This window comes from Streptomyces niger (assembly GCF_000718305.1).
Lineage (GTDB): Bacteria > Actinomycetota > Actinomycetes > Streptomycetales > Streptomycetaceae > Streptomyces > Streptomyces niger.
In genome coordinates this window covers 50,025-63,465 of sequence record NZ_JOFQ01000002.1, presented here as the reverse complement: position 1 = coordinate 63,465, position 13,441 = coordinate 50,025, and the positions used below count along the sequence as shown (strand labels likewise).

At 70.8% G+C, this 13,441-nt stretch carries 10 protein-coding genes; 4 read left to right on the top strand and 6 right to left on the bottom strand.

Annotation, left to right across the window (positions count from 1 at the left end; translation table 11 throughout):
* The first annotated feature begins 51 nt into the window (after positions 1 to 51).
* The 3 genes from IF20_RS04145 to IF20_RS04135 all read left to right on the top strand — a co-directional run bounded on the left by IF20_RS04145 (position 52) and on the right by IF20_RS04135 (position 3,252).
* Entirely contained in the window at positions 52 to 1,188 is a 1,137-nt protein-coding gene (locus IF20_RS04145) for an ABC transporter ATP-binding protein (RefSeq protein ID WP_052863574.1), read from the top strand.
* 429 nt (positions 1,189 to 1,617) lie between these two features.
* On the top strand, positions 1,618 to 2,037 hold the full coding sequence (locus IF20_RS04140; protein WP_052863573.1) for a hypothetical protein: 420 nt from the start codon (positions 1,618 to 1,620) through the stop codon (positions 2,035 to 2,037).
* 486 nt (positions 2,038 to 2,523) lie between these two features.
* Positions 2,524 to 3,252 carry a nucleotidyltransferase family protein gene (locus IF20_RS04135; protein WP_052863572.1) on the top strand — a complete coding sequence of 243 codons (729 nt, stop codon included), beginning with the start codon at positions 2,524 to 2,526 and terminating at the stop codon, positions 3,250 to 3,252.
* Between the two features lie 274 nt (positions 3,253 to 3,526).
* Here IF20_RS04135 and IF20_RS04130 read toward each other — a convergent pair whose 3' ends face one another.
* The 6 genes from IF20_RS04130 to IF20_RS04105 form a co-directional block, all read right to left on the bottom strand.
* On the bottom strand, positions 3,527 to 5,437 hold the full coding sequence (locus tag IF20_RS04130) for a DoxX family membrane protein (RefSeq protein ID WP_110943814.1): 1,911 nt from the start codon (positions 5,435 to 5,437) through the stop codon (positions 3,527 to 3,529).
* Positions 5,438 to 5,723: 286 nt separating this feature from the next.
* Positions 5,724 to 6,680 (bottom strand): 23S rRNA (guanosine(2251)-2'-O)-methyltransferase RlmB, encoded by a 957-nt coding sequence (gene rlmB / locus IF20_RS04125; RefSeq protein WP_052863571.1) that lies wholly within the window; start codon positions 6,678 to 6,680, stop codon positions 5,724 to 5,726.
* A 167-nt stretch (positions 6,681 to 6,847) separates the two neighbouring features.
* Positions 6,848 to 8,245 (bottom strand): cysteine--tRNA ligase, encoded by a 1,398-nt coding sequence (cysS, locus tag IF20_RS04120; protein WP_052863570.1) that lies wholly within the window; start codon positions 8,243 to 8,245, stop codon positions 6,848 to 6,850.
* Positions 8,246 to 8,735: 490 nt separating this feature from the next.
* Positions 8,736 to 9,227 (bottom strand): 2-C-methyl-D-erythritol 2,4-cyclodiphosphate synthase, encoded by a 492-nt coding sequence (gene ispF / locus IF20_RS04115; RefSeq protein ID WP_052863569.1) that lies wholly within the window; start codon positions 9,225 to 9,227, stop codon positions 8,736 to 8,738.
* A 436-nt stretch (positions 9,228 to 9,663) separates the two neighbouring features.
* Positions 9,664 to 10,413 carry a 2-C-methyl-D-erythritol 4-phosphate cytidylyltransferase gene (ispD, locus tag IF20_RS04110; protein WP_052863568.1) on the bottom strand — a complete coding sequence of 250 codons (750 nt, stop codon included), beginning with the start codon at positions 10,411 to 10,413 and terminating at the stop codon, positions 9,664 to 9,666.
* Positions 10,414 to 11,107: 694 nt separating this feature from the next.
* Positions 11,108 to 11,590, bottom strand: a complete 483-nt coding sequence (locus IF20_RS04105) for a CarD family transcriptional regulator (protein ID WP_003953493.1) — start codon at positions 11,588 to 11,590, stop codon at positions 11,108 to 11,110.
* Positions 11,591 to 12,364: 774 nt separating this feature from the next.
* On the opposite strand from IF20_RS04105, the gene IF20_RS04100 reads away from it, so the two are divergent.
* Positions 12,365 to 13,012: a copper chaperone PCu(A)C gene (locus IF20_RS04100; RefSeq protein WP_052863567.1), complete on the top strand. Its 648-nt coding sequence runs from the start codon at positions 12,365 to 12,367 to the stop codon at positions 13,010 to 13,012.
* Positions 13,013 to 13,441 lie beyond the last annotated feature (429 nt).

The window sequence follows — 13,441 nt, the reverse complement described above, 5'->3', positions numbered from 1 at the left end:
CCTTTACTCGGATCGTCCGGCACGTTCCTGCCGGTGAAGGGACATATCACCATGGCTACGGTCACGTATGACCAGGCAACCCGGGTCTACCCGGGTTCCGACAAGCCCGCCGTCGACAAGCTCGACATCCAGATCGAGGACGGGGAGTTCCTCGTCCTGGTCGGGCCGTCCGGGTGCGGCAAGTCCACCTCCCTGCGGATGCTCGCCGGCCTGGAGGACGTCAACGGCGGCGCGATCCGGATCGGGGACCGCGACGTCACTCACCTGCCGCCCAAGGACCGGGACATCGCCATGGTGTTCCAGAACTACGCGCTCTACCCGCACATGACCGTCGCCGACAACATGGGCTTCGCGCTCAAGATCGCCGGCGTGAACAAGGCGGAGATCCGGCAGAAGGTCGAGGACGCGGCGAAGATCCTGGACCTGACCGAGTACCTGGGGCGGAAGCCCAAGGCGCTGTCGGGTGGTCAGCGGCAGCGCGTCGCCATGGGGCGCGCGATCGTGCGTGAGCCGCAGGTGTTCCTCATGGACGAGCCGCTGTCGAACCTCGACGCGAAGCTCCGTGTCCAGACCCGTACCCAGATCGCCGGCCTGCAGCGCCGCCTCGGGATCACGACCGTGTACGTCACGCACGACCAGGTCGAGGCCATGACGATGGGCGACCGGGTGGCCGTCCTGAAGGACGGGCTGCTGCAGCAGGTCGACTCGCCGCGCAACATGTACGACCGGCCGGCGAACCTCTTCGTGGCGGGCTTCATCGGCTCCCCCGCGATGAACCTCGTCGAGGTACCCATCACCGATGGTGGTGTGAAGTTCGGGAACAGTGTGGTGCCGGTGAGCCGTGAGGCGTTGAGTGCGGCGGCGGACAAGGGCGACCGTACTGTCACGGTGGGCGTGCGACCCGAGCACTTCGACGTCGTCGAGCAGAACGGCGGCGCGGCGAAGACCCTGACCAAGGAGTCCGCGGACGCGCCCGCGGGCCTGGCCGTCACCGTGAACGTGGTTGAGGAGCTGGGCGCCGACGGGTACGTGTACGGCACGGCCAAGGTCGGCGACGAGGTCAAGGATCTGGTCGTACGCGTCAACGGCCGCCAGGTGCCGGAGAAGGGCGCCCAGCTGCACGTCGTGCCGCGGCCCGGCGAGACGCACGTCTTCTCCACGTCTACGGGCGAGCGGCTCAGCGACTGACAGCCACATCGGGTCAGCTGAGCTGAGCCGAACCGAGCCGAACTGAGCCGAGGTGAGCTGAGCCAGGTGAGGTAGCTGGCGGGTGGGGCGGTTTTCCTTGTGGAGGCCGCCCCCTTCCTCTCGCCCTCGCCCCGGCCCATGCCCCGATTCTCGGCCTAGCTCTCGTCCTCGCCCTCGCCCCACCCCGATCGATTCTCGACGTCGGCCTCGCCTGTCGGAGTTGTGCTGGGGGGGGCGGCGAAGGAGAGCGGGTTTGGAGCGGGGGGTGGAGTGGGGAGGTACGGGGCTTCCCGTTGTCGACAATTGGGCGGGCAGTTCCGCCATTTCGAGCAGCGTGCGTCAACATCATTTAACACGCGACAGGCGATTTCATCCCTCGACCGAGTGACTAAATGTCGCCAAATCATCACTGCTCGCTACCATCACGACGTGAACTCCGCAGCCCGGCGTATCGGCCGAACTCTCGCTCTCGTCCTGCCCGTCGTCCTCGTACTCTCCGGGACACTCGCTGTCACCCGCGTGCCATGGGCCTCACCGACCTCCGAGTCGCAGATGCTCACCGCGTCCTCCGGTACGGCCACCAACCACCAGCCGCGCAATCGCGCCGCGCAGGACGTCCTGCGGGACCGCCTGCTGGCCGAACTTCAGGAGAAGGACCCGGGGACCGCCCTGACCCACCTCCAGGAGGCCACCACCAAGCGGCCGTCGCTGGCCAAGCACTGCGCGTCGATCGCCCGCGCGCTGGGCCGCGCCGCGGTGCAGAAGTACGGCGCCGCGCACCGCGCCCAGGCGTACTCGCGTCCCGTCTGTGACACGTCGTTCGCGAGCGGGGTCGCCGCTGCGCAGTGATCGACCATCCCGTAACCACCGAACTGGTAATACTCGAAGTCGAAGTGACGGACAACGCCACGATCGAATTCGTGACGAGGGAAGACACAGAGACTGAACCTGTCGCGGGGGAAGTCGCAGAGATTGGACTTGTGGAGAGGGAAGTCGCGAAGACTGAACTCGTCGCGACTGCGTCCGTAACGGCCGCATCCACAGCGACCGCACCCACGGCGACCGCATCCACGGCGACTGCGTTCGCAGCGACTGCGACTGAATTCGCGAAGACTGACCCTGTAGAGGCAAGAAGCGTCACGATCAGACCATGTGACGAACGGTGTGATGACGGACGTACCGCGGTGGGCCGCCGGGCCGATCGTCGTACGGCCGTCATCCTCGCGGGTGGCGGGCCAAGACGTATGGCCGTCGGACAGCGGCGTCTCGTACGTCGGGTGACTGGGCGCAGCGCCCGTACCCGGCCCGCCACAGCCAGCACATAGGGTGCGGATCATGACAGGCGTCCCGTATCCGCATCCCACGCAGGCCGTGGTCCTGGCAGGCGGCCAGGGCTCGCGACTTCGCCCGTACACCGACGACCGGCCCAAGCCGATGGTCGAGATTCCGGGCACCGGGACCCCGATCATCGGCCATCAGCTCGCCTGGCTGGCGGCCGAGGGCGTCACCGACGCGGTCGTCTCCTGCGGCCACCTCGCCGAGGTCCTCCAGGACTGGCTGGCCGAGGCCGAACTTCCCTTGCGCGTCACCACCGTTGTGGAGGACGAACCACTGGGCCGCGGTGGCGGACTCAAGTACGCCGCCGCCTCTCTTCCCCGCCCCGATCAACCCTGGTACGCGACCAACGGGGACATCTGGACGCGCTTTTCCCTGCGCGAGATGGCGGACTTCCACCACGAGCGCGGCGCCGACGCCACGCTGGCGCTGGCCCGGCCGCGGATTCCCTGGGGCGCCGTCGAGACCGACCCCTTCGGGCACGTACTGGACTTCATCGAGGCGCCGCCGTCGCCTTATCTGATCAACGCGGGTGTGTACGTCTTCTCCGCGGCCTTCACGGGGCTGCTGCCGGACCGTGGCGACCATGAGCGCACGACGTTCCCGCGGCTCGCGCGCGAGCGTCGGTTGGCCGGTTTCCCGCTCCCGCAGGGCGCCTACTGGCGCGCGATCGACACTGCGAAGGACCTCACCGAGGCCGCCCAGGAGCTCGCCCGGTACGGCCCCTGAGACGGACGCGAGCACGAGCACGGACACGAGCACGGACACGGAGCAGGGGTGGGGTGGGCGGGCGGGCCTCTGGGCAAGGGAGCAAGGGAGCAAGGGGGTGGGCCCAGGGCCCGGGGCCAGGGGTGGGGTCACCATCACATGCCACCGCCACCCGCCCCACCGCCCCTTCATGCGGCAGAGGAGGTGGCGGTTGACGGGTGGCGGGTGACGGTTGACAGGTGGTGGGAAGGACGGGCAGGGAGCGGGCCAGGGGGTGAGGGGGTGGACGGGCGGGTCAGCCCAGGAGGCCGCCCAGGGTGCCGCCGCCGGAGGAGCCTCCTGAGGAGCCGCCGCTGGACGAGCCGCTCGGGGAGGAGCCGCCGCCCGTCGTGCCGCCGCCGGTGCCGGCCGTGGAGGTCGGGGCCCGGGTGGCGGGGGCGGGGTCGACCGGGGCCGACTGCTGGGGTGGGCCGCTCGTGGTCCGGCCCGGCTGGGCGCCCTGAGTGGCGCCGGCCGTCTCCCGGGTCGCGCCCGGCTGCGAGGCCGACGGGGAGACCGACGAGCCCGTACCGCGGGAGGTGCCCGCCGTGGGCGAGGCGCTGCCCTGGGCGGTACCGCCGATGCGGCCGTTCTCCGTACGGTTCGGGGCCTCGCGCGGGGTGTGCAGCGGGCGGCCGGGGAGGCTGTTGGTCGGCGGCTCGCCCGGCTTCGGGACGGTCGGGCCGGAGGCGGAGCGTACGGCGCCGCCCAGCAGGGAGCCGATCAGCAGCGTGAGGCCGGCGACCACCGCGGTCATCACGGCGCCGCGGCGCAGCACGCGACGCCGCAGGTCCCAGACCTCCACGCGGGGGCCGAGGTTGCGCCAGGCCTCGCCGGCCAGCCGCGCGTCGAGGGAGTAGACGGGGGCACCCGCGATGATCAGCGGGCTCCAGGCGGCGAGGTAGATGATGTCCGGGGCGTCGTACACGGGGACGTTGCGCCAGCTGACGGTCATCAACAGGGCCGCCGAGAGCAGCCCGCCCATGGAGGCGGCGACCCGCTGCCAGAGGCCGCAGACGGTCAGTACGCCGACGACGACCTGGAGGAAGGCGACGGTGAGGCCGGCGCCGACGGGGTGCGCGAGCGCGAAGTCGCGCAGCGGGGTGGCGAGTGCCCAAGGATGCAGCGACTCCAGCCACTTGACCATGGAGCCGCGCTCGCCACCGTCGAAGTACACGGGATCGCAGAGCTTGCCCATGCCGGCGTAGATGGTGATGAAGCCGAGGAAGACGCGCAGGGGCAGCAGGACGACACCGAGGTTCATCCGGCGGTCGGGGTAGAACGCCTGCTTGTCGCCTGCGAAGCGGCGGCCGTCGCCGTGACGCGGCTCGAATTGCGCGTCGGTGTACGGGCCTTCCGCGTCGGTGTTCGGGCCTTCGCCGGCGTACGGGCCTTCACCGCTGTACGTGCCTTCGTCGCCGTACGGATCTTCACCGCCGTACGGGCCTTCGGGCCACTCGGTCCCGGGGGCACCGCGGCCACCGGCGCCGGCGGACGCGCCGCCGTACGCACCGGCGTACGAGCCGTCGGCCCCGCCCGCGTACGCACCGTCAGCCCCTCCGGCGTACGAGCCGGTCCGGGGGCCCGCGTGCGCGCCCTCCTGCCACGTGCCGGCCGCGCCCGTCGTGATGTACGCGCCGCCCTCGTCCGCGGCGTACGCACCGTCGGACCAGGTGTCGTCCGTGGGGCGGGCCTGCGGGAGCCGGGGCATCAGCTCGGTGTCGTCGGAGGCGTCACGGGGCCCGATCACGCCGGCCGACGACGGCGGTCCGAAGTCGGCCGCCACGTCCGGCCTGATCCGGGGCAGGACCTGGGTCGCACCGGCGTCGTCGCCGCGGCCGCCCGCGCTGTTCCGCACGGCGTGCAGCAGCTGGGTGGTCGGCGCCGAGGCGTCGCCCGGCGTCGTGCGGCCGGTCCAGACGACGGGGGCGCGCCGCCGGGCGGGCGCTGGCCCGGCAGCGCCGGTGCCGGGCGCGGCGGCGGCCGTGGCACCCCGCGCGGCGCCCGCCGCCGAGGGGGGCGCGAGCTGCACGCGGAAACTGGCGTGATTGACGATGACCTGCGCGGGGTCGCACGGCACCTTGACCGAGCTCAGTACCGGCTCGTCATCGAAGCCCGGCGAGCGTCCCCCCGTAGGCCTGCGGGGTGTTCTGGTGTCCACGCTCATCTAACCGAGTGACCAGCGTTTAAGACACTGCCTTGACCGGGTCGATCTGTCCGAGACCCGTCAAAACTTCCCGGGATGCACAGAGGGTGATGTTCTGCCCCGGGTTGCCGGCGCAATTCGCCCCGATATGTCGGTGGCGTACGTGGCTGCACGGCGACCCCTGCCCCGCAGTCCGCGCACGGACGGATTCTGACCCTCGCGCACACCGGGACGGAGCCTCATCCCGTACCCGTACCCGTACTCACCGGGGGCGGGTCATCGCCCGCCCCCCCGGAGCACACGCGTGTCAGGCCCGGCGGCGGGCCGCCTCCCACAGGACGACGCCCGCGGCGACGCCGGCGTTCAGCGACTCGGCGCCGCCCGGCATCGGGATGCGGACGCGTACGTCGCAGGTCTCGCCGACCAGGCGGGAGAGGCCCTTGCCCTCGCTGCCGACCACGATGACGACCGGGCCGTCCAGCACCTCCAGGTCCTGCAGCTCCATGTCACCGTCGGCCGCCAGGCCCACGACCGTCATGCCCGCCTTCTGGTACGTCTCCAGCGCACGGGTGAGGTTGGTCGCGCGCGCCACCGGCGTGCGCGCCGCCGTACCGGCGGAGGTCTTCCACGCGCCCGCCGTCATTCCGGCCGCGCGCCGCTCCGGTACGACCACGCCGTGGCCGCCGAACGCGGAGACGGAACGGACGACCGCACCGAGGTTGCGCGGGTCGGTGACGCCGTCGAGGGCGACGATCAGCGGGTCCTCGCCGTTGTCGAACGCGGCCGCCGGGAGGTCCTCGGGGTGCGCGTAGTCGTACGGCGGGATCTGCAGTACCAGGCCCTGGTGGTTGAGCCCGTTGGTCATGCGGTCCAGCTCGGGGCGCGGCGCCTCCATGAGGTTCAGGCCGCGGTCGGCGGCGAGCTGGAGCGCCTCGCGCACCCGCTCGTCGCTGTCGATGAACTGCTGGACGTACAGCGTCGTCGCGGGGATGTCCTCGCGCAGCGCCTCCACGACCGGGTTACGGCCGACCACCAGCTCCGCCGTACCCTTGGCGCCGCCGCGGCGCGGAGCCGGGCGGCGGTTGCTCTGTACCTGCTTCGCCTTGGCGTTGGCGATGCGGTTCTTCACATGTCCCTTGCGGGCGGACGCGGGCGGGGTGGGGCCCTTGCCCTCCAGGCCCCGGCGCCGCTGGCCGCCGCTACCGACCTGCATGCCCTTCTTGTTGGACGTGCGGCGGTTCCTGCGCTGGCTGTTGCCGGCCATGGGTCACCTGTCTCTTACTGCTCTCGACGTCTCTCGACGTGGATGTGATGTCTGCTGCGTATGCATATGAGTGTCGCCCGCGGCGCCCTGTGCGGGCTACCGGGACGGGGCTGCGCCGCCCGCGCCCACCGGGGCGCGGGCGCCGGCGTCCGCGTCGCCGCCGTCCGTCACGACAGCGACCAGCGCGGCCCCGACGGGGTGTCCTCGATGGCGAGGCCGGACTGCTGGAGCTGGTCGCGGATCGCGTCGGCGGTGGCGTAGTCCTTACGGGCGCGGGCCGCCTGGCGCTGGTCCAGGACCAGGCGCACGAGGGAGTCGACCACGCCGTGCAGGTCCTCGCCGCGCTCGGAGGTGGCGCCGGACCACTGCTCGTCCAGCGGGTCCAGGCCCAGGACGCCGAGCATGGCGCGCACCTCGGCCAGCCGGGCGACGGCGGCTTCCTTGTCGTCGGCGGTCAGCGCGGAGTTCCCCTGGCGGACGGTGGTGTGCACGATCGCCAGCGCTTGCGGGACGCCGAGGTCGTCGTCCATCGCCTCGGCGAAGGCCAGCGGCACCTCGTCGGCGGGCTCGACCGGTCCCCCGGCCAGCTCCACGACGCGCTGGACGAAGCCCTCGATGCGCGCGAACGCGGACTCGGCCTCGCGCAGCGCTTCCTCGCTGTACTCGATCATCGAACGGTAGTGCGGCGTGCCGAGGTAGTAGCGCAGCACGATGGGGCGCCAGCGCTTGACCATCTCGGAGACGAGCACGGAGTTGCCCAGCGACTTGGACATCTTCTCGCCGCTCATCGTGACCCAGGCGTTGTGCGCCCAGTACCGCGCGAACTCGTCGCCGTAGGCCTTGGCCTGCGCGATCTCGTTGTCGTGGTGCGGGAAGACCAGGTCGACGCCGCCACCGTGGATGTCGAACCGCTCACCCAGGTACTTGTGGGCCATCGCGGAGCACTCCAGGTGCCAGCCGGGCCGGCCGCGGCCCCAGGGGGTCTCCCAGCTGGGCTCCCCTTCCTTGGCCGCCTTCCACATGGCGAAGTCGCGCGGGTCCCGCTTGCCGGTCTCGCCCTCCCCGGACGGCTGCTTCAGCTTGTCCAGATCCTGGCCGGACAGCTGGAGGTAGTCGGGGTAGGAGCGGACGTCGAAGTAGACGTTGCCGTCGGCGGCGTACGCATGACCGCGTTCGATCAGACCGCGCATCATTTCGATCATCTCGGGGACGTGTCCGGTCGCGCGCGGCTCGTACGTCGGCCGCAGGCAGCCGAGGGTGTCGTACGCGGTGTTGAACGCGACCTCGTTCTCGTACCCGATCGCCCACCAGGGGCGACCCTGCTCGGCCGACTTCCTGATGATCTTGTCGTCGATGTCCGTGACGTTGCGCACGAACGTCACGTCGTAGCCGCGGTACTCGAACCAGCGGCGCATGATGTCGAAGTTCAGTCCCGACCGAATGTGCCCGATGTGCGGGGCGGCCTGCACGGTCGCGCCACACAGGTAGATCGAGACGCAGCCCGGCGTGAGCGGGACGAAGTCACGGATCTGCCGGGCGCTGGTGTCGTACAGGCGAATGGTCACGCATCAAGGGTAGACGGAACGAGGCAGTGCCCCGCGACCCGATGGGCCACGGGGACACAGAAGCGTGACACTGGCGAACGTTTCGTCACTCTTCGCGGCGATATAGGGCTTATGGCGCGGACCGGGGACGAGGCGCGCTCAACCCCGTCTACGTAGCGTCCGCGTGCCGTCTACGTAGCGCCGGCATGCCGGCCACGTACCGCCCGCGTGCCGTCCACGTAGCGCCGTCCGTGCCGTCCGCGTACTGCGCCCGTGCCGTCCACGTAGCGCCGTCCGTGCCGTCCGCGTACTGCGCCAACGTCCCGCCGAGGCACGCCATTCCCCTCGGGTCCCCGGGAGGCGGCCCGATCCGTTCGGATCCCCGGATCTTCGGATCCCCGGATCTTCGGGTGCCCGGATCTTCGGGTGCCCGGATCTTCGGGTGCCCGGAAAGGCGGGCCGATCCGTGACGGGGCGTGACCCACGAGGGCAGGACGAGAGGGCGGTGAGCTCAGCCCGCTCGGTACACCAGGGCCGTGGCCAGGGCTGCCAGGCCTTCGCCGCGGCCGGTGAGGCCGAGTCCGTCGGTGGTGGTGCCGGATACCGCGACGGGTGCGCCGGCCGCGGCCGAAAGGGCCTTCTGGGCCTCCTCGCGGCGCTTGCCGATCTTCGGGCGTACGCCGATGACCTGCACGGCGATGTTGCCGATCTCGAAGCCCTCGGCGCGGACGATGCGGGCGGCCTCGGCGAGCAGGGTCACGCCGGAGGCGCCGGACCACTCGGGGCGGCTCGTACCGAAGTGCGCGCCGAGGTCGCCGATCCCGGCGGCGGAGAAGAGGGCGTCGCAGGCGGCGTGCGCGGCGACGTCGCCGTCGCTGTGCCCGGCGAGCCCGTAGCCGCCGCTCGCGGCCTCGTCCCACAGCAGACCGGCACACCACAGCTCACGCCCCTGCTCAAAGGCGTGTACGTCCGTCCCGATCCCCACCTGGGGCAACGTGACCATGAGATTTTCCTCCCTGCGAGTGAACATCGAACCGCGCGAGAACTCTGCCTCGCCCCCGCTCGTCATGCGGGTAGGGGGCCCACCCCGCAGCCCCCGTATACGCCCCGGCCCCGCCCCAAACCCCCAGGCAGCCGAGACCGAACCAGGCCCGAACCAGAACCCCAGCCCCGCCCCCGAAGCGGCCGACACCTGACAGCGCAGCCCGCCACCAGGACGTGACCCCACTCTCAGGTGCACCCATTGGTCGGGCGCACCCGCCTGTCAGGCGCGCCCGACCGTCAGCGCGTCCGCCCGTCAGTCAGGCATCTACGCCCGCTGTCAGGCACGCCCGCCCCAGACGTCCTTACCTCCTCAGACGTACCCGCCCCTCAGACGCGCCCGATCTCTCCGACGCGCCCGCCCCCCAGACGTCTCCGGCCCTCACGCGCACTCGCCCTCACGCGTACCCGTCCGTCACGCGCCTGCGTGCCAGTACGGCCTCGGCGAGTACCAGGTCCAGCGGGCGGGTGACCTTGAAGGCCTCTTCGTGGCCGGGCACGACCACGACCGGCGCGCCGAGCCGCTCGACCATGCCGGCGTCGTCCGTCGCGCCCTCGCCGTCGAAGGTGACGGTCGTGTGCGCCTTGACCAGCATGTCGCGGTCGAAGCCCTGCGGCGTCTGCACGGCGCGCAGCCGGGCGCGCTCCGGGGTGCCGACGACCGGCTCCTGCCCGCCCTCGGGATCCGGCCGCACTTCCTTGACCGTGTCGGCGAGCGGCAGCGCCGGGACGACCGCCGGGGCACCGGCCCGTACGGCGGCGATCACGCCGTCGACGGTGTCGACCGGGACGAGGGGCCGCGCGGCGTCGTGGACGAGCACCACGTCGACGTCGTCGGGCAGTGCCTGCAGGCCGAGGGCCACGGACTGCTGGCGGGTGTCGCCGCCGGGGACGACCAGCAGTTCGGTGCGCTCGGGGAAGGTGTGGCCGTCCAGCAGCGCGCGGACTTCCGGTGCGCCGTCGGGCGGCGCGACCACGACGACGAGCGAGACGGCGCGGGAGGCGGCCATGGCGCGTACGGCATGGATGAGCATGGGCGTACCACCCAGCGCGCGCAGGGCCTTGGGGGCGCCGGGGCCGAGACGTACGCCGCGGCCGGCCGCGGGGATGACCGCCGCCGTGCGAAGTCGACGGGAATCTTGAGACATCGGTTGCACTCCGTGAGCCGGGGGTCGCACCCCGAATTTCGAGCGGCAGGTTTGTTTACTCGGCCGAGGTGGGTATGGCCTCACCGTGCCGGGCGCGACGCCCCGACCGGACCCTTCCGTGACGCCGGTCGAGCCAGCTGCCCGGGCCCGGCACGTCCGCACCTTCACATCGGTCGACAAGCTCGATGATCAGGCCGATCGGGGTGGGTCGCAGACATTTTCAGACGTCGCAGACGGCTTCGGTCGTCGCTGACATCGCCAAACACCGGTGAGGCCGCCAGCCTCGGCGCTGAGCCACGTGTCTACGTTTCGAGTCACGTGTCCTCGTCGAGTCACGTGTCCTCGTTGAGTCACGCGTTGTCGTCGAGCCACGTGCCCTCGGCGGGTCCGTGTCCTCGACGAGCTCCGCGTTCTCCGTGTCGGGCCGCGCCCCGGCATACAGCCAGGAACGTCCAAGCGGCACGTGAGGCGGGGGCCGTCAGCGCGTCAGATATGCCGCAGCGCCCGGCAACGGACCGCTTCCGTGCGGAAGCAGTCGTCGCGCGGGCACCGCGGCATTTTCGTGCTGAGCGCCGAGTACGCCCTGGGCAGTCAGGGCAGTCACTGTGGACCCCAGCGCCGTCGCTGTGGAATTCCCAGCGACACGGAGACGACATGGAGACCCAGCAGCGAGGTGACCCAGCAGTGTCGGGCGTCAGGACGCGAGGACCTCGTCGAGCAGAGCCTCGGCCTTGTCTTCGTTGGTGTTCTCCGCGAGAGCGAGCTCGCTCACCAGGATCTGGCGCGCCTTGGCGAGCATGCGCTTCTCACCTGCGGAGAGACCGCGCTCACGCTCACGACGCCACAGGTCGCGAACCACCTCGGCGACCTTGATCACGTCGCCGGAGGCGAGCTTTTCGAGATTTGCCTTGTAGCGACGGGACCAGTTCGTCGGCTCTTCTGCATATGGTGCGCGAAGCACCTCGAAGACCCGGTCGAGCCCGTCCTGGCCGACCACATCGCGCACACCGACGAACTCCGCATTGTCCGCTGGCACACGAACCGTCAGGTCGCCCTGGGCGACCTTCAGCACCAAGTAGGTCTTGTCCACGCCTTTGATCTGGCGAGTTTCGATGGCCTCGATCAGCGCGGCCCCGTGATGGGGATAGACCACGGTGTCGCCAACCTTGAACGTCATGTGACAGGTACCCCTTCCGTGGCTATCCATCCTAACACGGGAACGGTTGGTTCTGAATGGCGTTTTCGCAGGTCAGGGCGCATCTCGGGGCTTGACAACGATGGCCGTAACGTGCATCGACCGCCCGCCGGAAGCAGGTATTCGCAGGTCGGAGGCGCTTCTTGAGCGCAGCGAAACACGTACGTCACACCCCAAGATGACCTTGATCGAGAGGTCGAACGTCCCGTTTTGCCGGGATCCGGATGGCGGGCTTCCACTGCTCCGTTCGGTGTCTCACGATCACTCTCCCGACCGCTCCGGCCCGAATCGAGAATTGATCACCGTGTCACTCGGACGGGTGCACCGGACATGATCAATTCGTGTGACGCGGCGCATTCCTTTGCCTTTGCCGCTATTCCTCTGACGGGCCCGGCGGATTCGCGCCCCCACGGCCACTCGAACGGACGGTAGGTGAATTCTTCCGGCAGTTCCCGTGAGGACTTCGGCAATCCGGCCGCACGCCGACCGCGACTCGCCCAGCGAGAGCGCCGGCGAACGGGATCGGACGTGTTCAGGACGGCCGGTCGTGACCATGTGATCGGCGCGTGATCGCTCAGGGGCGGGTCGGGTGCGGCGGCGCAAGGGCGGCTCGGTAACCTAGCGGCGCTGACACACCCTTAGGGCGGCTTTACGTACGGCGCCGAGCGCGGCGTACGGAAGGGCCGCCCAGCCGTCCACCCGCGACCGGGCATGACCGTTCGGCCGCCGAAGCTCGTCCTAGGAGATGCCGCCGCCGTGAGCCGCAGCCTTCGACGCGGCGCCCTCGCCGCCACCGTCCTCACGCTCTCGATCGCCTCGCTCTCCGCGTGCGGGGCCGGAAACGACGCCGCGACGCTGCAAGTCAAGCCGGACAACGCCGCGACCTCCGTCGGCGACATCAAGGTCCAGAACGCCACTGTGATCACCCAGCCGAAGCCGGAGGCCAAGGGCCCGGCCGTCGTGTCCGCGACCCTGTTCAACGGGGGCGCGAAGGACCAGACGCTGGACTCCGTCACGCTCGACGGCAGCGGCAAGCAGGCCGAGCTGAAGCCCGCCAAGGGCTCCGGCAAGATCACCGTGCCCGCCGGCGGCTCCGTCGTGATCGGCGGCAAGGGCAACGCCTCGGCCGTTCTGGCCAGCGGCCGCGAGGCCGTCAAGGACGGCGACGCGCAGAAGGTGACCTTCGCGTTCAGCCGTACCGGCAAGGTGTCGCTGCGGGCGTTCGTCGTCCCGGCGAACAGCTACTTCAAGGACTACGGGCCGAGCGAGGTCCCGCAGCCGGGCCAGACCGGCGCCGCCACGCCGTCGGACACCGGTGCGCCGTCCGAGTCCGCGTCCGGCAAGCCGTCGGAGTCGGGCAAGCCGTCCGAGTCCGCCTCGGGGTCCGCGCACGCCGGTCACTGAGCGGAGTCCGCGCACGCCGGTCACTGAGCCGTAGCGGCGCCGTCACGGTAAGTCGTCACGGCACTGCCACGGCGCCCACAGCCCGGCTGACGCCCGTCGCGCCCCGCTGCCACAGTGGGAGCACGGCGGGCGCGGCTGTGCGTACGGCGAGCGGGCCGCCGTACGTGCACCGTCGTGCATCCTGATGCGCGTACACGGATGCGCTCCTCCTGATACGCGTGCATGGATGCACTCCTCCCGATACGCGTACACGTACGCGCTCGTGTCGGTACGCGTACACGCTCGTCGCTGCCCGTCGGTCCCGCCGGGGCGCGACCGCAACGCCACAAGCGCCCCACCCGGTATCGGGGCGGAGCGCTGAAGCGTCGCGCGTACTGCTACAGGTGCGGATACCTGTCGGTTCAGGCCCGTCTCGATCCAGTCCCGTCT